Below are 20,562 nucleotides of genomic sequence, written 5' to 3'. Positions count from 1 at the left end.
AAAGCTATGCGAACACAACGCGGATTTTCTTTAGTTGAGCTCATGGTCGCTTTAGGAATTGGGCTATTCCTGGTTGCTGCGGTAGGAACAATGTACATGGCACAGTCAAGTATATCTAAAACAACCGTCTCTCAAGCCTCAGTCCAGAATGCCGAAAATGCTATTTCAGCTCTCTTAATACCCGCTATTCGTTCTGCTGGATTTACTGGATGCTCAAACTTGACTCAATTTATCGCAACCTTGAATAATGGTGGGCCTCCGCCTGTGGGATCGCTAAATTCTGCTAGCGCCCAACCCCCCATGATTATTGGCTTCGATGCATCCGGTACAGATGGAAGCGGAAGCAGTTTAACTATTTCAACGGGCAATGACGTAAACGATACTAATGCATCTGATTGGAACCCCTCATTGGATTCGACTTTAGTTGGGAGTGTTTCAGCCGGAAGCGACGTTTTGGTAATCTTGGGTGCGGTACCAGGAGCTAATCCTATTGAGGTAACAGCGGTCTCTGTGCCTGGAGTAAGTACAAGTCTTTCACTGCAAAACACGACCGGACTCAGCGCCTTTCAGTTAGCTTCAGTTACGGATTGCGGTAAAACAAATATTTTTCTAATAACTGCTGTTACACCAACCTCTGTAAGTCACAGTCAAGGTAGCGGTTCAATGACAAATACAACGGATTTTCTGCCTGTTTCTTTTGGCCTTGCCTCCCAACTAATTCCTTTGCAGCAAACGGCTTACTATGTTGCTCATGGACAGGGCGATCAAAGTACGCTTATGCAAGCGATTTATAGCAATAACGTTTGGACTTCACAGCCATTAGTGCCGGGCGTTGATTCTATGCAAGTTCTATATGGAGTAGGTTCCGCCGGAGTCGTCTCTCAATATATGCCAGCAAATAAAGTTTCGGACTGGACCACAATTCAATCTGTACGGATTGGATTTCTCATTGAAGGTCAAAAGGGATCTGCTAACACATCTAATTTGGCAGCGCAAAGCTTCTCCGTACTTGGTACGACAATCAAAGTACCGTCAGACGGCCGCTTACGCCATGTTTTTGAAATGACCATTAATCTGAGAAACGGAACATGAAAAAAATTCCTAACTTTCTATGGAGACAAACAGCTCAGCGCGGCTCGGTGCTAATTATGTCAATCATTTTAATCTTACTGCTGACAGTAATAGGGTTGGGGATGATTTCCTTAAATGGTACCCAAACAAAAATAGCAGCTAATAGTGCTGATGCGTTGATTGCGTTCCAAACTGCCGAGGGAGTTCTAAATCAAGCACAGACATTAGTATCGTCTGGCATATACACAGTGAATAACTTCAGCGAAACGTCGCCAAGCAATACCGGTCTGTACGTTGTACAACCTGGTAACGCACCTTTATGGACGACGATTGACTGGACTACCAATTCTGCAGTGGCCAGCTTTCAGGGAAGTGCAAAAACCCCAGGTGCTTATATTATAGAGTTACTCCCACCTTTCTTCTCGAAAGGAAATAACAAGAGAAAAATACTAGCGTTTCGCATCACCGCCCGTGCAGTTGGGCCAAGTGGTAACACGCCCGTTATGCTGCAAAGCGTAGTGCAAGTTCAAGAATAATTGCAATTGATAGAACGCAAAAGGGATGAATGATGAAAACGTATCAAAATAGAATAATGAAATCGCCGACTATTCGACTGGTTGCATCAATCACAGCAGTCGTCTTAGTGATTGGTTCGTTCAGCTCACTCATTTTGTCAGCACGCGCTGGCAGCTCACCGAGTCTTGCTATATCTCAAATTCCATTAACGGTATCGACGCCTGCACATCCTCAGGTTCTGATTGCATTGGGGAATTCGGAATCAATGGACGGCACCCTTAGCGGCGCGATCATGACGGGATCTGGGACTTTAGGTTCAGGATTGAGCTCACTCAGTACATCGAGTTCTCCGACAAACTATTTAGTTCCATCAGGGTTTACACCTCCCGTACAGACAGCAGACGCAACCGGAAACGCTCCTTACTCCGTGCTGAAGAATAGTGTTATATATGATAATGGAGCGAGCCGACTCAACGTAGCCAAGGCTGGTATTCAAGCGATTATCCAGAGTTATGTTCAGAATACGGATTTTGCTCTTGAGACCTACCAAACAAGTGGCACTTCGTTATACTCAACTTGGGTTTATCATATGTCCCCATTGGGGTCAGGGTTTAACTTTACAAGTACTCAGGTATCAGGGAAGCGTTATATTTCTAATCCTTGCTTAGGTTATTCGACAGCATCAACAACAGTTAAAAGTAACTGCACCTCCATTGCAGGATCTGGCTTATACACACCGTCAACAGTAGCAACGTCACTGTATATGGAAATTGGTGCGACTAGTGATGACCCTAACATCAATGACGTCCTTTACGCTCCTTCACAACCTGGCGTTTTTTTAAACTGGGGCGGCCCATCGCCAGTCACTCCGTATCCACCTTATAAATCTTTAAGTGACTATAACAACGGAAACATTTTTGTTAACTACACAAATAGTGCTCCCAGTGCAAATACTGGGACTGGACCAACAAATGCGGGCTATGTCCCGTATTCTACTCAAGTCATGTACTCAGCAAGGGGATTTGGTTATGGTGGAAGTCAATCCGCAACTACTGGTAACGTTTTAGTTCCGATGACGTCGGCAGGCGTTACGCCGACCACTGCCACAATCGCGACTGCGGTAGGAGCGTTCACACCAAATCTAGCTCCTGAAACAAACAGCTTGTCGACTAAAGAAATTAAATCTGTCGCTGGTCAGGCACCAACTGCAGGATTATTAACGACTGCAAAAAGTTATCTGGCTAGCGTCGCTGCACCAGCCAGTGGATGTCCTCCAGCACAATATGTGATTCTTATCTCAGATGGTTTGCCAACACAAGATTTAGCGGGTAAAGCATGGCCACCTTTGGGGAGCGCTGCTGCGATCGGATACGGCGTCTCCGCCACGTTCAGTGCAACCGATGGGTCGCTGTCGACAACGAACGACCAGGCTTTAACAGACACAGTTAATGCGCTAAAAGCACTTAAGAGCGCCGGTATCCAAACCTACATTATTGGATTAGGTGCAGGCGTCGACCCAAGCTCAAATCCTCAGGCAGCAGCAACATTGAAAGCAATGGCAGTTGCCGGAGGGACTGTTAATTATTACCCTGCAAGCAGTCCGACAGCCTTAGTAAATGATCTCAACAGTATTTTAATTTCAGTACAAAGTGGCACGTTATCGACTACCTCAGCAGCAGTCAACTCCACTTATCTTCAAGCTGGAAGCGTCGAATATCAGGCTAACTTCACTTCCGGCGATACTCCATACCAGGATTGGACAGGTGATCTATTTGAAAAAAATCTCGATCCAATAACTGGGGCTCCGACAGGTAATGCGATATGGTCGGCACGATCTCAACTCGATCTACAAGCGGCCGGGTCTGGCTGGCTATCTGGACGAAATATTGCTACGTGGAATCCAGCGCTGAACAATAATAGTGGCGGTGCAATACCCTTCCAATGGCTTAGTTTAGGAACCTCTCAACAGACGGCGTTACAACCATCAGATGCACTTGGGGCAACTCGATTGCAGTATTTACGAGGTAATTCAACATTAGAACAACATAATTCAGGTGGGGTATTCAGAAATAGGTCGCATATCTTAGGTGATATCGTGAACAGCCAACCTCTTTATATTGCCGGACCAAACGATGTTTACTTCACACCTAGTTATCGAGCATTTGCTGCTACAAATTCTAGTCGGATGCCGATGCTATATGTAGGTGGTAACGATGGAATGCTTCATGGATTTAACGCTGCAACGGGAGTCGAACAATTTGCTTTTATCCCTAACGCTGTTTACGCCAATCTGAAAGGTTTAACGGATCCACTTTATAATCAAAATCATAGATATTTTGTCGATGGATCTCCGCAAAGTGGTGATGTTAAATTCGCAGACGGTACCTGGCATACCCTTTTAGTTGGTGGGGAAGGTGGAGGTGGGAATAGCATTTACGCAATGGATGTGACAAGTCCTCAAACCTTAACGACAGAAGCCAGTGTGGTTAAAGCCGTTTTGTGGGAATTCTCGGATATTACTGCTACAGGGGCTTCAACAGGCGACATGGGCTACACCTATAGCGAACCACAAATTGCTCCTATTAATGCGAGTGCAGGAAGTGGCTTTGCCGTGTTTTTTGGAAATGGATATAACAGTCCGAATAATTCCTCAGTGTTATATGCGATCAACCCACAAAATGGCCAGATCATTAAAAAAATTGATTTGTGTGCAGCAATTCCAACGGCATGCAACAGTTCACTCCCTCAAGGCTTATCGACTGTTGCTGTGGGAAGCACTGATAGTTTGCTCGGCCAACCAATTACGCAAATTTACGCAGGAGATTTGCAGGGTAATTTGTGGGCAATCGATGTAGGCAGTAGTACCGTTGGAAACTGGACTGTCAGATTACTTTTCCAGGCCAAGGATAAGAGCGGAAATGTTCAACCTATTACCACGCGGCCAGTTGTTACATTACATCCCAATTATCCGAAACTATTCGGTGAATTCATCATGATTGGCACCGGACAATTGCTAACAACCAATGACTTGAGTAGCTCTCAGATTCAAAGTGTCTACGGCATTTGGGACAAGCCGAACACCAGTACGGTGCCAACTCGTTCCAATTTACAAGCGCAAACACTGAATTTAATTGCCGCCGGTGCTGCCTCTGGATTACCACAAGATGTGATCACTGCAACAAGCGTCGCAGTAGATTGGAGTACTCAGCGAGGTTGGTATGTCGACTTATTCACAGGTGGCCAAAAAGTGGTCACTACGCCACAATTATTAAATGGGGCTCTTTTACTTTCGCTTAATACACCTCCTGCAAGTAATACTTGTAACGCTGGGTTCACTTCAGCGTTCATGGAACTAAATTACGCGACTGGAGGTGCCTTCAGCACGCCTCAATTAGATATCAATGGTGATTTATCCATCGATTCAAAGGATACAGTGAATAAGCTTAATCCTGTTGGAATTGGAACCGGTACTGGTTACTTAAGCCAACCAACAACGATTTACAATAAGAAGAAAAAGGAAGTAGAAAAGCTAGCAACAAAATCGGGAGGTACCCAGCTCATTATTAAAGATAAAGATAATTCTCAAGCACGAGCTTCCTGGTGGGAGATAAAACAATGAAGACTTCTTTTACTCATACATTGCGCGCTCCAAATGAGCGTGGATTTACTTTAATTGAGTTAATGATAGTAGTTGTGATTATTGGAGTTCTGTCGGCGATTGCGTATCCATCTTACTCAGCCCACGTTCTAAAATCTCGCAGGTCAGATGCTTGGAACGCATTAACACTTCAGCAAACGTTACTAGATCGATGTTATGCGAGGAGTTTTTCTTATGCTTCTGGAGCTTGTCCTGATTTGCCAGCGACCAATTACCCTGTGACCTCGTCACAATTGTATTACTCAATTGCAATCTCGAATCAAACTGCCACTAGTTATACTTTGACTGCAACGCCAGTAGCAGGAAAGTCGCAAGTCGCCGATACCACCTGTGCGAGCTTTTCAATCGATCAATCGAATCAAAAGATTGGAAAGGACGTTGGAGGTACAGTACAGTCCATTTGTTGGGCACCTTAAGGGGGATTAATATAGCTAATCAAATCGAGTCTATATACTGGTTAGGCGTGCCCCCATATTACTCAGCTTGCCTGATGCACAAATCCAAAGCTGACTCTTATTTTCTGATGTGACGACATACATCGTCGCATATGCTTTGGGTTTTTCGATATATTTCTCAATCAGTTACCCAGCAGTGATGAATAAGAGAGAACAAAACTCTGGCAAAAAGCTAAACAAAGTCCGGCTTAGCCGGCATAGCGATTAACGTGATTGTGTCCTGACCGAATAATACTCGTAAGGTTCTATGTGGTAACAAACGCGCGGAATGCACTCCAGTCACAGCACGATATTGTTGCTAGCTTGTCTTGGTGAATATTGTATTGACGACGGCCAAAGTTTGTTCAAGCCGTTATCAATATGAAAGATAAACCGTAAATACCAACCTGAATTTAGCCAAACACAACGATCAAACTTATTTGGAATTCTGGTAGTGATTCACGGCACAAACAAACCTTATCGCAAACCCAACATAGAACAAACATGCGCATGCAAAACATGAGGTTTGAGATCTGCGCCATGCGGCAAGTCACTTATATTGATGTGATGTAGCAGTTGCGTTGCTGATGGCATTAGTTCTGCATGTGGCGCGCCGTGGGCTGGTGGAGTTGGTATATGCATGGCGACGATGACACCGTTTTCGCTGAGCACCGTGAGTTTGTCTGAGTAGATCATTGCCATGTCCCCACATCGACCAAAAAACTGGCATCGGCGTTGCTGTTATTAAAGATATCTGCGGTATAAACAGCAGCATCAAAAGCATTGTCGCCAGTACCGATGGATCGATAAAATCGTCCGTTGCCTGTCACAATCAACTCACCGTGAAAATCATCTTGCGGGTTGGCAGTGGCGATTGCCGGGCCAATATCTGTAATTCCGGTAGTGGGCCATGCGTAGCCAAACTTAACCGTCTGCCCAGCATTTACCCAAAAAAGTCCACCAACTGCGCGAAACATGGCCATCAAAGTTCTCCTCATTTAAACATCTGTGAAATACAGCAATAAAAGAAAAGCTCATCGGGGTTGAATCAAACAATAGCTCAAATGACAGATCAAACAACCCTCAGCTGATTGTAGTCTTCGATATCAAAAATGTCACGAAATTGACTTATGCATCTTCGCCTCTATTTGACTGCACGCGCATTTTATTGCAGCTTGGAATGGATGGCGGTGCCTTGACGGATCGTTTTGGTGACGGGCGTTTTTTCGCAGATATCGGCTAAGCGGCTGAGTTGCTCTGGCGCCAGGCTGTTACCAAACACGATATTGCGCTCGATGGTTTCTAGGCCTGCATCATCTCGGGAAAATCGGGCGTCCACCTTGATGCTGCCCAAAGACCAGCCTTTTTTGTCAGCATACATGCGCAAGGTGAGCGAGGTACAGGAGGCTAAAGCGGCCAACAACAATTCATACGGCGCGGGACCGGTATCCTGACCGCCATTACTTTCTGGCTCGTCGGATGTGATGCGGTGAGTACGGGCTCGGATTTCTTGTGCGTAGCCAGCGGCGTTTTGCAGATGTACGGTTGCCATGGATATTCTCCGGTGAGGTTAGGTTAGGTGAAATGCGAGGTGTAATGTCGGATTGTATGCCTTGGGGAACATCTAGCGATTTGGCGTTATAGAAAAATGATAAGACGATTCCCCTTCGCTCTGAATGGTGGTGATTTTAGCGGATTGAAGACATCAGCCCCAAACAGAATGTACTGCGCATTTTTTAACATAAAAAAAGAGGTGGAACGCGATCTGAATGGGCTTCAGGTTCGCATCTCACCTCTAACAGGGGAAACTGATTGACTCTGCCAAAAGAATATACTCATTACAGTATATTTTAACATCCAATTAATCTCTGGACGTTAAGGGTATTTTTGGCATATACCCCCCTTATTTTGATTAAATTTTTACTTAGCAGCGAGTTTTTCTGACTTATCCCAACCACCGCCGACAGCTTTATAGATGCTGACTACCGCAGTCAAATGCGCACGCTGAGTGTCGATCAAAGTCGATTGCGCTTGCAACAAATCGCGTTGAGCGCTGAGTACATCGAGATAGCTGCTGTAACCGTTTTTGTAGCGCAAGTCGGCCAGACGCAATGAATCTTTTAAAGCGGTGACGCGACGATTGCCAGCTGCGTAAATTTGCTCATTGGCAGCCGTGTTGACCAACGCATCATGCACATCGCGGAAAGCCCCTTGCACACTTTGTACGTATTGCGCCAAGGCTTGCGTTTTGCGCGCTTCGGCACCAGAGACCAACGCGCCAGCGCGGAAGATTGGTTGTGTAATGCCAGCGCCCAGATCCCCAATAAAGACGCTGGATCAAACAAATCCTTAAAACTACGCGACTCGTCGCCATAACAGGTAGTCATCTTCAGGCTTGGAAAATACTGCGCCTTGGCCTGACCGATGTCAGCATTGACAGCGGCCAGCGTTTGTTCAGCGGCGATGACGCCACGGCTGGCCAGCAGATCTTCTATGTCGCGAAAACTCAGCGCAAACCGAAAGCAGAGCCACACGACATGACTAATGATTTCTGCCGGATAGCGGAAGCCGCGATAGCGTAGGGATTTTTTCATCACGCTACTTTACAAAATTTCTCCGCCGCCCGTAAGTTGACAATACCGCATACTCATATAAAATCGACAACATCATGAATTACAGTCAACAAAAGCTGTCAACAAAATTTTTACCGCTTCTCATCCATGCACCCGAAAAGAAAACTAATGCGCCCATACCATGCACTGCCAGCCATACTGAGTTTGATATTGTCATCCCAGGTTGCCGGACAAACCGCTGCGTATGCAATTACAGATAAAAACACGGCTCTGTCGCCCGCTGTGGAAGCTGCACTGAAAGACAAGTTGCAAGCCTTATTCAGCACAGTCTGTAGCAAGGATGAATTTTCAGGTGTGTATGTCGTCGCCAGGGGCAATCATGTCATCAGCGAAGCAGCATGTGGTGAAGCCAGCAAGCGTTATCATGTGGCGAATACGATGGATACCATCTTCAATGTCGCCTCGGTCGGCAAGATGTTTACGGCGGTTGCCATAGGCCAGCTAGCGGATGCGGGGCGTTTGTCCTATGCAGACCCGGTCAGCAAATATGTGGATGCCAGCTGGTTGTCACCTGAGGTGGCGAAAAAAATCACCATAGGCCAGTTGCTGTCGCACACATCTGGGCTGGGAAATATTTTTACCAACAAGTTTATCAACGGTCCGTATATGCAGATGGCCGCCATGCGAAACCTGGCTGACTACAAGCCATTTACACGCGATGCGACACTGGAGTTTGCGCCCGGCAGCAATTATTTGTACAGCAATATGGGTATGTTTTTCCTCGGTGTCATCATAGAAAAAGTCTCGGGACAAGATTATTTTGACTATGTACGCCAGCATGTGTTTCTGGCGACAGGCATGAATAGTACCGATAACTATATCAGGGATGAGGGAACAGAAAACCTCGCCACCGGCTACATCAGCACGCGAGGTGCGACAGCCAGCAAGAAAGAAAACACCGTCCTGATACCAGTACGCGGCGGCCCTTATGGCATAGGCTATTCAAACGCACCAGACCTGCTGCGCTTTGCCGATGCACTTCAGACAGGCAAGTTGCTCAAGCCAGCCACGCGCCAGTTATTCTGGCAAGACCAGACCGCAGGCCGTGCAGACAAGGGCAGCTATGGATATGGCTTCGAATTACGCTCGGGCAAACTGGGTAAAATCGTGGGCCACAGCGGGCAGTTCCCCGGCATTTCCAGTAATCTAGATATGTATCTCGATGCTGGTTATACTGTGGTCGTGCTGTCAAATTATGAACCCGGTGTGTTGCCGCTGGCGGGGCGAATTGCGGCGGTGCTGGAGAATGCGGTGGGGCTTGAGTAGGGTACGTTACAACGCACTATTTGAACGGGTACTGTCAACTTACGGGCGGCGGGGAAATTCTGTAAAGTGCCGGGATGAAAAAATCCCTACTCTATCGCGGCTTCCGCTATCCGGCAGAAATCATTAGTCATGTCGTGTGGCTCTACTTCCGATTTGCGCTGAGTATTCGCGACATAGAAGATCTGATGGCCAGCCGTGGCATCATCGTCACGTACGAGACGATTTGTCAATGGACGTTGAGTTCGGCCAGCGCTATGCCAATGAACTTCGCCGGCGTCAACCATAGCGCGCGGACAAATGGCATCTCGACGAGGTGGTGCTAACAATTAAGGGCAAGCATCATTACCTGTGGCGTGCAGTCGATCAAAACGGTTATGTGCTCGATATCTTGATGCAGAGTCGGCGCAACCGACAGGCAGCAAAACGCTTTTTCCGCAAGCTCCTCAAAGGCTTGCGTTACGCACCACGGGGACTGATCACCGACAAGCTGAAGAGCTATGCCGCGGAGAAGACGCACATCATGCAGGGTGTCGAGTATCGACAGCACAAAGGTCTCAATAACCGGGCAGAACTCTCGCATTAACCGACGCGGCAACGAGAACGACAGATGCGCCGCTTCAAGTCATCAAGCCAAGTTCAGCGCTTTTTGTCGGCGCTGGGCTCGATTAACAATGCCTTCCGGTGTCATTGCAACTGTTTGACAGCGAAGCAGTACCGACACTTCCGTACGCAGGCATTTTCTATATGGAATGAGGTCACCAGCGTAGCAAAAAATGTCTAACCCGTGACACCGTGTTACCCGGGCAAATGCAATTTCGCCTGGAATGTACAACTCGCCGTCTCGGTTCAGCAAGTTGACAATACCGGAAAATTCAATCCCAGCGTAAAAATAAAAAAAAGAGATGGAATGTCGTCTGAATGGGTTCCAGACAACACCTCACATCTCCAAGGGAAGCTTAATGACATAAAATATACTCACCACTGTATATTTTAATGTCCATTAAATATATGGACATTAAGGGTATTTTTACCATATACCCCCAATTTTTTACAAATTACGTATTTACTTAGCAGCGAGTTTTTCTGACTTATCCCAACCACCGCCGACAGCTTTATAGATGCTGACTACCGCAGTCAAATGCGCACGCTGAGTGTCGATCAAAGTCGATTGCGCTTGCAACAAATCGCGTTGTGCGCTGAGTACATCGAGATAGCTGCTGTAACCGTTTTTGTAGCGCAAGTCGGCCAGACGCAATGAATCTTTTAAAGCGGTGACGCGACGATTGCCAGCTGCGTAAATTTGCTCATTGGCAGCCGTGTTGACCAACGCATCATGCACATCGCGGAAAGCTCCTTGCACACTTTGTACATATTGCGCCAAGGCTTGCGTTTTGCGCGCTTCGGCACCGGACACCAGTGCACCAATCGCACCGGCGCGGAAGATCGGTTGCGCAATATTCGCTCCGATATTCCACAGCAAAGAAGCTGGATTAAATAAATCTTTAAAGCCACGCGACTCGTCGCCATAGCCAGTGGTCAGCTTCAGGCTTGGGAAATACTGCGCCTTGGCTTGACCGATATCAGCGTTGGCAGCAACCAGTGTTTGTTCAGCAGCGATGATGTCTGGCCTGCGGTTAAGCAGATCCGATGGCAAGTCGGCTGGCACTGTCGCTTGCTGATAGAGACTATCAATACTCTTGCCACGTGCAATTACCGGATTGGCAATCGCCGTTGGGGAGCGCCCTAACAGCACAGCCATGGCAGACTCTGTGACTGCCAGCGATTGCTTCGCTTGCAGCAAGCTAATTTCTGTCGCGGCGGTATCAGATTCTGCCTGATGCAAATCTAGCTCACCGATCGAGCCGGAAGAAAAACGTTTTTGTTGCAAACGTAGATTTTCCTGACGAGTTTTGAGTGTCGATTCGGCCAGTTCTACTTGTGCATCGTAAGCCCGCAAGGCAAAGTAATTTTGCGCCAGGTTGGAATACAGGGTGTTAATTACCATGCCGCGATTGGCTTCTTGCGATAACAAACGGGCACGTGCAGCCTCATCGGCGCGACTGAGCTTACCCCAGAAATCCACCTCATAAGACGCGCTTAAACCGATCTGATAATCGGTACCAATCGGATTGGCACCGGGCACCAATTTGCCGGAGTTGACACTGGTACGACTTTTTGTGCCCGACAAATTCGCGTCTACCGTAGGATAACGATTGGAGTTGGCTGAGGCTGCGGTCGCACGTGCTTCTTCCACCCGCCCTGCTGCTAGCAAAATATCCTGGTTATTGGCAGTTGCCTCATCCAGCATACTGTTTAAAACAGGATCTTGGAAAGACTTCCACCAGCTCAGCCAATCGGTCGTTACGCTAGTTTTTCCAGTGCTTGTCACACCGCTCGTCAGCTTTGCTGGCGTATCAAATGCTGGCCGCTGATAATCAGGTCCGATCGCGCTGCAACCTGCCAGCAGCAAGCTGGCAGCCATCACTGAAAGCCGCAATGTTGGCATTAGTGTTGATCTACGGATTGATCTGGGTGTTGATTCAAATACAGTTGATGTCATCACATGTTCCTCTTAATTCTTCTGTTCAGCAGGTGGCGCATTGTGCAAAATATGAACCGGATGCTCGAAATCTTCCTCTGTCGTTTTAAACCGCTTATCGTTAATCAGTTTAAAGAATAAAGGTACAAAGAAGATCGCCAGGAAAGTCGCTGCCAGCATACCGCCCAAGACACCCGTGCCGAGCGACATACGCGCCGCCGCACCAGCACCGTGAGAAAACGCCAGTGGTACCACGCCCAAAATAAACGCTAACGATGTCATCAAAATAGGACGGAAACGTAAGCGTGCCGATTCCAATACCGCAGCAACCGGGGCATAGCCTTCATGCACTTTCATCACCGCAAATTCAACAATCAAAATCGCATTTTTCGCAGACAAGCCAAGCAAGGTCACCAGACCAATCTGGAAGTACACGTCGTTGTTAAAATTACGCAAATAAACCGCTAACAGTGCACCGAAGATACCAAACGGCATCGCCAATAAAACGGAGAAAGGCAGTGACCATTTTTCGTATTGCGCGGCCAGAATCAAGAAGATCATCAAGACACCGGCACCAATCGCGATACCAGCAGCATTGCTAGTACGCTTCTCCTGGAAGGAGGCGCCGCCCCAGTCGTAGGAAACATCCACTGGCAACACCGTTTTAGCAGCACGCTCCATCGCAGCAATCGCTTGTCCTGAGCTGTAGCCTGGTTTAGCACCACCCAAGATTTTGATCGATGGCAAAGCGTTAAAACGCTGTACCGAATCGGGTCCTGTCGTAAAACGTATGGTCGTAAAAGCGCGGACAGGAATCATTTGTCCGGTAGCAGAGCGCACATACATACTGCCGATATCATCTGGTTTGGCGCGGAACTGGCCTTCTGCCTGCAACTGAACGGTGTAGGTACGACCATTTTTGTTGAAGTCATTGACATAGTAACTACCCATGGTCGCGGCTAAAGTATTGTAAACATCTGAGAGAGCAACACCCATAGAGCGTGCTTTATCGTTATCCACATCCACATATAGCTGCGGTGAATTAGCTTGCCACAGAGTTTGTACGCCAGCCAGTTCAGGCTGCTTATTAGCTTCTGCCAGCAACGCTGGTAACAACTTGGCCAGACGCTCTACACCGCCCTCACCTTTGTTTTGCATATAGAACTCAAAACCACCAGTTTGCCCCAGACCTTGAATCGCTGGCGGGCTGAAGAACAGTGGCAAGCCTTCTTTGATACGGCCTGTTTTCATAAAACTTTCACCGACCATTTGCTGCGCCGACTGAGTACGTTCATCCCAAGGTTTTAACGGGAAGAACATCGTTGCCGCAGAAGATTTCAAACCGCCACCACCTAAGAAATCCAGACCAACCAAAGCGAAGGTGGTATCAATGTTCTTATTGGTTTTCATGATTTCTTCTACTTGCTTGACCATGGCATCCGTACGAGCTAAAGACGTACCTTCAGGCATGATGGCAGCACCGATAAAGTAACCTTGATCTTCATCCGGTACCAATCCGCCGGGTACGGTTTTCCACAATACGCCCGTCACGACCAGCATGCCACCGAAGACCATCACACCTAAGACCGAGCGACGCAAGAAGAAAGTAACACCGTTGGTATAGCGCTTGGTCAGACGTAAAAACGCGCCGTTAAACCAGGTGAAAAAGCGATTATGTTGTTCCGCACCTGGCTTCAACAAGATCGCGCAGAGTGCTGGCGTCAAGGTCAAGGCAACAATACCGGACAACACCACAGCGATAGAAATCGTGACGGAGAACTGACGATACAACTCGCCCGCTAAACCACCAAGGAAAGCAATCGGACCAAACGCTGCAACCAATACCAGAACAATCGCAATAACCGGACCAGTGACTTCATGCATCGCTTCAATTGCTGCATCTTTTGGTGTCATGCCTTCTTCGTTCATTAGACGTTCGACATTCTCCAGCACCACAATCGCATCATCGACAACGATACCGATCGCCAGCACCATACCGAACAAAGTCAGCGTATTGATGCTGTAACCCAGCAAGTGCAAACCTGCCATCGTACCGATTAATGACACTGGTACTGCCAGAGTTGGAATGATCGTTGCGCGCCAGCTTTGCAAGAATAAATACACCACGATGAAGACCAATACCATGGCTTCACCCAAAGTTTTTAACACTTCAGCGATGGATTCGGTCACAAACGGTGTGGTGTCATACGGCGTTGCGTATTCCATACCTTCTGGGAATTTAGACTTCAAATCTTGCAGGGTTGCTTCTAATGCTTTGCGCGTATCCAATGCGTTTGCACCAGTCTGCAAAAAGACACCAATGTTGGCTGACGGATGACCATTCACACGACCATTTAAGTTGTAATCCTTGGAGCCTAATTCAACCCGCGCTACGTCTTTGATACGGACAGAGGCACCGCTCTTATCGGTTTTAACGATGATATTGGCAAACTCAGCCGGCTCCAGCAATCGCCCTTTAGCGGTTACTGTCATGGTCAGCTCTTCAGTATTGTTTGGCGGTGCGCCGACTTTACCCGCTGCATATTGGGCATTTTGCTCACCAACGGCATTAGAAATATCGCTGACGGTAACGCCTAATTGCGCCATACGGTCAGGACGCATCCAGATCCGCATTGCATAATCTTTGGCACCAAAAATTTGAATATTGGTGGTACCAGGAATACGTTTCAACGCATCTAAAACGTTTTGTGTTGCGTAGTTGGACAAGTACAAAGAGTCATAGCGGTTGTCTGGTGAATACAAAGCTGCAACCACTAAGAAGTTGGACGAACTCTTAGACACGGTGACACCTTGACGACGCACTTCTTGCGGCAACTTAGCATCTGCTTGACGTACCCGGTTGTTGACGTTAACTGCGGCAATATCCAGATCCGTACCGACTTCAAAAGTCACGTCGATAGAAACACGACCGTCGGCTGAAGAGGTAGAGCTCATGTACAACATGTGCTCAACGCCGTTGATTTGCTCTTCGATCGGTGCAGCGACTGTGCGCTCTACTACTTCAGCAGAGGCACCTGGATAATTGGCAGTAACGTTGACTACCGGCGGAGAAATTTCCGGATAACGAGAAATTGGCAAGACCCGCAACGCGGCCAGGCCAGCCAGCACAATAATCAACGACAATACGGTCGCGAAAATTGGCCGGTTAATAAAAAATTTTGAAAACATGAGTAATCCTTGCGCCTAAATTTGTGGTGCTACTTATTGAGCAGCTTTAGTACTGGCAGTTTCTGCAGCGGGCTTGGTATTAACTTGGGCTGGTGCTGACGTTGGTGCTGATGATCCTGCGCTTCCAGAAGGTTTTGCAGCCAGCGGCACCGGTGTAACGGTCATACCAGGCTCATGGGCTTTGATAAAACCATCGACCAACACGCGATCGCCGCCCTTCAAACCTTTTGTCACTATCCATTCACCGTTGGACCAGCCATCCAGCTCAACCGGACGTGGTGCTAACTTATTGTCTGGCGTTACTGTGAAAACGATCTTGCCCATAGGGCTATCGATCACAGCACGTTGTGGTACTGAGAGTGCCGCAGTACGAGTGGCGCCATTCAAAATCACGCGAACAAACTGGCCTGGACGCAAAGTCCCGTCAGGATTAGGGATTTGTGCACGAGCATCAAAACCACCAGTCGCTGGATTGACTTTTTCGCTGGCGAAATTCATCTTGCCTACCATCGGAAAAATCGATCCGTCTGCCAATTTGACCTTGACGTCAAACGCCAGACTACCGTTAGTAGCGCGTTTGCCAGGCAATGCAATTTTGCCGCCACTGACTTCCTGACTTAGTTTTAAATAGTCAGCTTCAGTGATGCTGAAATTGACGTAGACCGGATCGGTCTGGACAATCGTGGTCAGCAAACTGTCGGAGGCCGTAACCAAACTACCGTTGGATTTGCTGGCGATACCGGTAACACCATCAATTGGCGCAACAACCCGGGTATAGCCCAGATTGAGTTTGGCTTCGTTCACCTGCGCCATGGATTGCTTGTAGCTGGCTTCGGCGGTCTCTAATGCAGATTTCGCATCATCAAATTCTTTTTGACTAATCGCTTTTTCAGCAGCCAGTGGTGTTAAGCGCGCAAATTCACGTTTGGCTTGATTCAATTTAGCTTCATTGACGCCAGCCGCTGCTTCTGCAGAAGCGAGTTGCGTTTTATAAGTACCCGGATCAATTTGAAACAGGACGGTGCCCGCTTTAACGCGTGAGCCCTCTTCATATAAACGGTTTTCTAAAATGCCAGAAATTCTTGCGCGCACTTCAGTTTCGCGAGAGCCTGCTGTTTGTCCGACATATTCAAAATCCATCGGCAGATTTGTCGGCTGTACTGTAACCACATTGACCTCGGGTGGTGGCATTCCACCGGGACCACCTGGACCAGCACCACCAGCCTTGCCACAAGCAGCCAACACCAACAAAGGTGCGCTAATTGCTGCAATGCGCAACAGGGGTGCGAGACGACCAGACCAGGCTGATGGCGTTGCTAATAATTCGTTACTGAATTTGGGGAGGTGTAAATTTGGAGGGCTCATGAATTTTTCTCTATTAACGGAAAAGGCGGTGTGCTATTATATACATTCACGAATGTTTGTATATATTTTTAAAAATTATTTTCTGCGAGTAATAAAAAATTATCGAAAAGGCTGAATTAAAGCCCTGAAAATACTAATGGAGACGCATCATGGCTAGGAAAACCAAAGAAGAAGCGCAAGAAACCTGCAATGCTTTGCTCGATGCCGCTGAGCAAGTTTTTTGCGTAAAAGGTGTTACTAATACGACGCTCAATGAGGTTGCAAAAGAAGCCGGTATGACACGCGGTGCAATTTATTGGCACTTCAAAGATAAAAATGCTTTGTTTGAAGCAATGTGCGATCGTGCATTTTTACCAATAGAAACATTACTCAACGAAATCACGAGCACCCCGCCGGAAGACCCTTTTGCTGCACTGCGCCAGCTATATGTTCACATGCTAAAAGAGGTTGCCAGCTCACCAAGGCAGACCAATGTGTTCAACATCATATTTCATCGCTGCGAGAAAGGAACAGAAATGAGTTCTTACGCGCATGAGAAGGAACCGCGTAACGAATGTATTTCCAAAATGGAAGATATTTTTAAAGTAGCCATTGCACAAAAAAAATTACCGGCAGAAACCGACACCTGGATCGCAGTACAAATGATTCACTCTTATTCAATCGGATTAATTTACGAATGGCTCGTAGATACCAAAGCCTACGATCTTGCAAAACATGCAGAATATATGATTGAAGTCATGCTGGCTGGCATCTTAGCTAAACCACCGCTAAAAAAACTGAGCTAAACGATTATTTATTAAGTGCCCGTTTGCACAAAAAACTGAATTAGCCCGGCAACTTCCAGTCGTAGCGAACTGCCAGCAGGCGCAGCATTGAGGTGACCAGAATGCCTGACAGCACCGCCACTGTCTCTATGACCTGCCAATTGGTCAGAAGTAGATAAACCCAGCAGCCAGCAAATGCGCAGGTGGCATACAATTGCCCGCGCCGGAATACCATCGGTATTTCATTACAAATGATGTCCCTCAGAACACCGCCAAAAATGCCAGTAATTACGCCCATCATGGTGCAAATAAATAAGGGCATGCTTGCTTCTAACGCCAATGACGCACCACCTACGCTGAACAAGCCAAGCCCAAATGTATCGGCATACAAAATAACTTTATCCGTCACGGCATGTCGCAAATGCCTGCCGAACGGCAAAGCGATTAAGCTCATGACAAAAATCAACAACACATATTCTTGGTGATCGACCCAAAACAAAGGGCGTCGGTCAAGTAGTAAATCACGCAAGGTTCCTCCACCGAAAGCGGTTATAAACGCGACCGTGAAAACTCCTACCGGATCCATTTTCTTTTTTCTCGCTTCAACAAAGCCAGAAGCGGCAAAAGCGACAATGCCAGCGACCTCTACCGCATGTAATAGCGTACTCATGCCCAAATGGATGGATGTTGCCAAAATATCTCCTGTTATCTACTCATACAAGCTCTGCACAGAATGATGCAAACGTATGATTTTATTGTATAATCTTGCGCTGGCATTAGGCCATCAGTATTTTTAAATCAGGCAAGTGATCAACAATCGGGTCAAGAAGCAAGGCGACCGACGAAGTGGGGATTGGCTACCAAAACTTTTTGAGGCAAGCATGAAAGACGGCATCCATCCAAATTATCGTGAAGTTTTGTTTCACGATGTATCTAACGATTTCAAATTCGTCACACGTTCTACTATCCAGACTCGTGACAAAATGGAATTCGAAGGCAAAGAATATCCACTGGTAAAGATCGAGGTTTCTGCAGAATCCCACCCTTTCTACACTGGTAAACACAAAATTGTTGATACCGCTGGTCGCGTTGACAAATTCCGTAAAAAATTCGGTACTGTTGGTTCCAAAACTTCTGTTGCAAACTAATTTTTTTGCATCCGTTGTATTGATAAAAAAGGCAGCTCAAGCTGCCTTTTTTCATATGTAATATTTAAGTATAGTCTCGTATAAAAATAAAATGCTCGTATGAAGTTATCACTTGGCTTTAACATGAGCGCGGCAAGAACATAATCTTGATGCAAGCGGTTTCACCAAGTCTAATCAATCCCACTTTTACTAAGCAACAAGTCATATGAAGCCTGTACGCCTTCCTGCTGCTGCGACAATCGCCCTGCCACGCTGGGCTATTCTTGCCTTATGCATGCTATACATTCTGCCTGGACTAATTGGCCGCGACCCATGGAAAGGCGATGACGCGGCCAGTTTTGGCATCATGTGGACGATGGCACACGGCAACATTAATGACTGGTTATGGCCACATATCGTCGGTCTGCCTATGCCAGAGGAAGGACCATTGGCATTTTGGCTGGGCGCTATCTGTATCAAGTTATTTGGCTGGTTAATGGGCGATGCGATGGCCGCCCGGCTGGCGACTGGTGTATTTTTTATGCTGGGTTCAGTTTCAGTTTGGTATACCACCTATTTATTAGGCAGAAGAACTGAGGCACAACCGTTGAAACTCGCCTTTGGTGGTCAGCCGGAACCAAAAGATTTTGGCCGGACACTGGCTGATGGCGCGTTACTTATTTACCTCGGATGTCTTGGCTTATTAGTTCGCAGCCATGAGACCAGCGCAGAAGCTCTGCAAATTTCCTTGGTTGCTTACGCCCTTTATTTATGCGCAAGATTACTTGATGCGGGAAACAGAACGAATGCATTAAAGCTAGGCTTCGTTCTGGGCCTACTAATATTAGCGAGAGGCTGGGTTCTTCCTCTGGGATTAAGTTTGAGTTTAATCGGGCTGTGCTTTTATCGCCAGCAAAAACAATATTGGCTCTTATTCAAATTCTCATTTCCTATCGCGCTATTTGTTGCGGCATCGTGGCTACTGGCGATCAGTATCGTACATCCATTTAATAGTTCCCCCTACCCTGCGTGGATGCTATGGAACTCACGCCAAATTAGCCTTCCATTAATAGCTAATATCTCTTATTTTTTTAAATACGGGATCTGGTTTGCCTGGCCTGCTTGGCCATTTGCAGCATGGGCAATTTATGCCTGGAGAAAACAAGAAAAGGCCTTGCATATTTCCTTGCCAGTAACATTTTTGGGTTGTTTTATTCTTCTGGCATTTATCAACCCTTATGCAGAAGAAAGTATCTTATTGCCGATCTTGCCTCCTCTGGCGATTTTGGCTGCATTCGGTTTGCCAACAATGAAACGCAGCGCAATCAATGCGGTGGATTGGTTTGCAGTCATGGTATTAACCGGAGTTGCCGCACTGTTCTGGCTATATTGGATATCGGCACAGACCGGGTGGCCAGTCGGCGTCGCAAGACAAGTGGCGCGCTTCTCTCCTGACCATCAATCCAGCTTCAATCCTTTGACTTTCATCATTGCGCTCAGCGCTACTGTTGCGTGGTTTGGGGTGGTGTACTGGCGTATCTCGCGTCAACCGTCGGTGCTGTGGCGAGCTGTAGTGCTATCAAGTGGAGGTGTGATTTTATGCTGGTTGCTGCTACTTACATTAGCGCTGCCAATCATCAATGACAGAATTAGCTACGCAAATGTAAGCAAAGAACTGGTACAACACATGCCTGCAAAGTATCGCTGTATTGATAGCAATATCGGACCTTCGCAACGAGCCTCGTTCGCTTATTTTGGTGCTTTGCATTTTGCAGGATTTAGCGAACCACCTTGCGATGTGCTGTTACTGCAATCAAGCCATCGTAGATTAAATGCTAGCACTGAAGTGGATACAAGCACCTACCCCGGGACTTGGGAAGTTATCTGGACAGGACATCGGGCATCTGACCGGGACGAATTATTTTCGCTATATATTCAGAAAAAACCTTGATTAAATAATCCCAGCTTAGTCTGCAAGTGTTCAATTACCATATACTCCC

16 protein-coding genes and 1 pseudogene are annotated in these 20,562 nt (G+C 47.1%); 9 read left to right on the top strand and 8 right to left on the bottom strand.

What is annotated here, in order from left to right; genetic code table 11:
* Positions 1 to 6 precede the first annotated feature (6 nt).
* The 4 genes from AAKU64_RS12470 to AAKU64_RS12455 are packed head-to-tail and all read left to right on the top strand — an operon-like array spanning position 7 to position 5,661.
* Complete coding sequence (locus AAKU64_RS12470; RefSeq protein ID WP_354332195.1) at positions 7 to 1,092, top strand: PilW family protein; 1,086 nt, start codon at positions 7 to 9, stop codon at positions 1,090 to 1,092.
* Positions 1,089 to 1,607 (top strand): pilus assembly PilX family protein, encoded by a 519-nt coding sequence (locus AAKU64_RS12465; RefSeq protein WP_354332196.1) that lies wholly within the window; start codon positions 1,089 to 1,091, stop codon positions 1,605 to 1,607. Before AAKU64_RS12470 ends, AAKU64_RS12465 begins: the two co-directional genes overlap by 4 nt.
* A gap of 32 nt (positions 1,608 to 1,639) precedes the next feature.
* Positions 1,640 to 5,206, top strand: a complete 3,567-nt coding sequence (locus AAKU64_RS12460; RefSeq protein WP_354332198.1) for a pilus assembly protein — start codon at positions 1,640 to 1,642, stop codon at positions 5,204 to 5,206.
* On the top strand, positions 5,203 to 5,661 hold the full coding sequence (locus AAKU64_RS12455; RefSeq protein WP_354332200.1) for a type IV pilin protein: 459 nt from the start codon (positions 5,203 to 5,205) through the stop codon (positions 5,659 to 5,661). Before AAKU64_RS12460 ends, AAKU64_RS12455 begins: the two co-directional genes overlap by 4 nt.
* Positions 5,662 to 6,156: 495 nt before the next feature.
* On the opposite strand, the gene AAKU64_RS12450 is transcribed toward AAKU64_RS12455, so the two are convergent.
* From AAKU64_RS12450 to AAKU64_RS12435, 4 genes are all read right to left on the bottom strand, one after another.
* A complete protein-coding gene (locus AAKU64_RS12450) occupies positions 6,157 to 6,375 on the bottom strand; it encodes a hypothetical protein (RefSeq protein ID WP_354332202.1) in 219 nt (72 codons plus the stop codon).
* Positions 6,372 to 6,662, bottom strand: a complete 291-nt coding sequence (locus AAKU64_RS12445) for a hypothetical protein (RefSeq protein WP_354332204.1) — start codon at positions 6,660 to 6,662, stop codon at positions 6,372 to 6,374. The genes AAKU64_RS12450 and AAKU64_RS12445 overlap by 4 nt, the downstream gene beginning before the upstream one ends.
* A 182-nt stretch (positions 6,663 to 6,844) precedes the next feature.
* Positions 6,845 to 7,231: an OsmC family protein gene (locus AAKU64_RS12440; protein WP_354332206.1), complete on the bottom strand. Its 387-nt coding sequence runs from the start codon at positions 7,229 to 7,231 to the stop codon at positions 6,845 to 6,847.
* 368 nt (positions 7,232 to 7,599) lie between these two features.
* The gene (locus AAKU64_RS12435; RefSeq protein WP_354332208.1) at positions 7,600 to 7,953 is read right to left on the bottom strand and encodes a TolC family protein; all 354 of its coding nucleotides are present in this window, start codon (positions 7,951 to 7,953) and stop codon (positions 7,600 to 7,602) included.
* Between the two features lie 467 nt (positions 7,954 to 8,420).
* Between AAKU64_RS12435 and AAKU64_RS12425 the strand changes: the two genes are divergently transcribed.
* Positions 8,421 to 9,578, top strand: coding sequence for a serine hydrolase domain-containing protein (locus tag AAKU64_RS12425; RefSeq protein WP_354332210.1), 1,158 nt, complete (start codon positions 8,421 to 8,423; stop codon positions 9,576 to 9,578).
* Positions 9,579 to 9,652: 74 nt separating this feature from the next.
* Positions 9,653 to 10,359, top strand: a pseudogene (locus AAKU64_RS12420) (IS6 family transposase).
* A gap of 282 nt (positions 10,360 to 10,641) precedes the next feature.
* Here the strand turns inward: AAKU64_RS12420 and AAKU64_RS12415 are convergent.
* The 3 genes from AAKU64_RS12415 to AAKU64_RS12405 are packed head-to-tail and all read right to left on the bottom strand — an operon-like array spanning position 10,642 to position 16,671.
* Positions 10,642 to 12,138 carry an efflux transporter outer membrane subunit gene (locus tag AAKU64_RS12415; protein ID WP_354332211.1) on the bottom strand — a complete coding sequence of 499 codons (1,497 nt, stop codon included), beginning with the start codon at positions 12,136 to 12,138 and terminating at the stop codon, positions 10,642 to 10,644.
* A gap of 12 nt (positions 12,139 to 12,150) precedes the next feature.
* Positions 12,151 to 15,306 (bottom strand): efflux RND transporter permease subunit, encoded by a 3,156-nt coding sequence (locus tag AAKU64_RS12410; protein WP_354332213.1) that lies wholly within the window; start codon positions 15,304 to 15,306, stop codon positions 12,151 to 12,153.
* 33 nt (positions 15,307 to 15,339) lie between these two features.
* Complete coding sequence (locus AAKU64_RS12405; RefSeq protein ID WP_354332215.1) at positions 15,340 to 16,671, bottom strand: efflux RND transporter periplasmic adaptor subunit; 1,332 nt, start codon at positions 16,669 to 16,671, stop codon at positions 15,340 to 15,342.
* Positions 16,672 to 16,820: 149 nt separating this feature from the next.
* Here AAKU64_RS12405 and AAKU64_RS12400 point away from each other — a divergent pair, with 149 nt between their 5' ends.
* A complete protein-coding gene (locus tag AAKU64_RS12400) occupies positions 16,821 to 17,456 on the top strand; it encodes a TetR family transcriptional regulator (protein WP_354362199.1) in 636 nt (211 codons plus the stop codon).
* 40 nt (positions 17,457 to 17,496) lie between these two features.
* On the opposite strand, the gene AAKU64_RS12395 is transcribed toward AAKU64_RS12400, so the two are convergent.
* Complete coding sequence (locus tag AAKU64_RS12395; RefSeq protein WP_354332235.1) at positions 17,497 to 18,105, bottom strand: trimeric intracellular cation channel family protein; 609 nt, start codon at positions 18,103 to 18,105, stop codon at positions 17,497 to 17,499.
* Between the two features lie 211 nt (positions 18,106 to 18,316).
* Here AAKU64_RS12395 and AAKU64_RS12390 point away from each other — a divergent pair, with 211 nt between their 5' ends.
* Positions 18,317 to 18,583, top strand: coding sequence for a type B 50S ribosomal protein L31 (locus tag AAKU64_RS12390; protein WP_262835590.1), 267 nt, complete (start codon positions 18,317 to 18,319; stop codon positions 18,581 to 18,583).
* Between the two features lie 205 nt (positions 18,584 to 18,788).
* Positions 18,789 to 20,513 (top strand): ArnT family glycosyltransferase, encoded by a 1,725-nt coding sequence (locus AAKU64_RS12385; protein ID WP_354332219.1) that lies wholly within the window; start codon positions 18,789 to 18,791, stop codon positions 20,511 to 20,513.
* Positions 20,514 to 20,562 lie beyond the last annotated feature (49 nt).

The organism is Undibacterium sp. GrIS 1.8 (assembly GCF_040544445.1).
Classification (GTDB): Bacteria; Pseudomonadota; Gammaproteobacteria; order Burkholderiales; family Burkholderiaceae_D; genus Undibacterium.
This window is presented reverse-complemented; position numbering and strand designations above follow the sequence as displayed.

Coding starts and splice junctions, on each gene's coding strand:
- AAKU64_RS12470 (WP_354332195.1), top strand. CDS start 7: ATGCGAACACAACGCGGATTTTCTTTAGTTGAGCTCATGGTCGCTTTA.
- AAKU64_RS12465 (WP_354332196.1), top strand. CDS start 1,089: ATGAAAAAAATTCCTAACTTTCTATGGAGACAAACAGCTCAGCGCGGC.
- AAKU64_RS12460 (WP_354332198.1), top strand. CDS start 1,640: ATGAAAACGTATCAAAATAGAATAATGAAATCGCCGACTATTCGACTG.
- AAKU64_RS12455 (WP_354332200.1), top strand. CDS start 5,203: ATGAAGACTTCTTTTACTCATACATTGCGCGCTCCAAATGAGCGTGGA.
- AAKU64_RS12450 (WP_354332202.1), bottom strand. CDS start 6,375: ATGATCTACTCAGACAAACTCACGGTGCTCAGCGAAAACGGTGTCATC.
- AAKU64_RS12445 (WP_354332204.1), bottom strand. CDS start 6,662: ATGGCCATGTTTCGCGCAGTTGGTGGACTTTTTTGGGTAAATGCTGGG.
- AAKU64_RS12440 (WP_354332206.1), bottom strand. CDS start 7,231: ATGGCAACCGTACATCTGCAAAACGCCGCTGGCTACGCACAAGAAATC.
- AAKU64_RS12425 (WP_354332210.1), top strand. CDS start 8,421: ATGCGCCCATACCATGCACTGCCAGCCATACTGAGTTTGATATTGTCA.
- AAKU64_RS12415 (WP_354332211.1), bottom strand. CDS start 12,138: ATGACATCAACTGTATTTGAATCAACACCCAGATCAATCCGTAGATCA.
- AAKU64_RS12410 (WP_354332213.1), bottom strand. CDS start 15,306: ATGTTTTCAAAATTTTTTATTAACCGGCCAATTTTCGCGACCGTATTG.
- AAKU64_RS12405 (WP_354332215.1), bottom strand. CDS start 16,671: ATGAGCCCTCCAAATTTACACCTCCCCAAATTCAGTAACGAATTATTA.
- AAKU64_RS12400 (WP_354362199.1), top strand. CDS start 16,821: ATGGCTAGGAAAACCAAAGAAGAAGCGCAAGAAACCTGCAATGCTTTG.
- AAKU64_RS12395 (WP_354332235.1), bottom strand. CDS start 18,105: ATGAGTACGCTATTACATGCGGTAGAGGTCGCTGGCATTGTCGCTTTT.
- AAKU64_RS12390 (WP_262835590.1), top strand. CDS start 18,317: ATGAAAGACGGCATCCATCCAAATTATCGTGAAGTTTTGTTTCACGAT.
- AAKU64_RS12385 (WP_354332219.1), top strand. CDS start 18,789: ATGAAGCCTGTACGCCTTCCTGCTGCTGCGACAATCGCCCTGCCACGC.